Below are 204 nucleotides of genomic sequence, written 5' to 3'. Positions count from 1 at the left end.
TTGCGGCCAGCGACCTCGATATAACCGTTAAGTTTACTCGGGTCGCGGCTGTTGACTTCGTTGAGGATAATACTGGCCTCACCGCGTGCCAGCGACGGGTTGCCGTTGACAAAACCACCGAGTTGGGTCTGGTTGACACCGTGGCCGTTATTGAGGATCACGCCGCGATTATCGACATCGAACTGGCTGTAAACGTTACGCGAA

1 protein-coding gene is annotated in these 204 nt (G+C 54.9%); it reads right to left on the bottom strand.

Annotated elements, in window-relative coordinates:
* Positions 1 to 204: filamentous hemagglutinin N-terminal domain-containing protein (locus V1952_RS22835; RefSeq protein WP_420075671.1), on the bottom strand; the 204-nt coding region annotated here is incomplete at both ends.

The organism is Yersinia sp. 2542 StPb PI, assembly GCF_048593855.1.
GTDB classification, from domain to species: domain Bacteria; phylum Pseudomonadota; class Gammaproteobacteria; order Enterobacterales; family Enterobacteriaceae; genus Yersinia; species Yersinia enterocolitica_E.
Note: the sequence above shows the minus strand (reverse complement) of the source record. Positions and strands in the feature narration are given on the sequence as shown.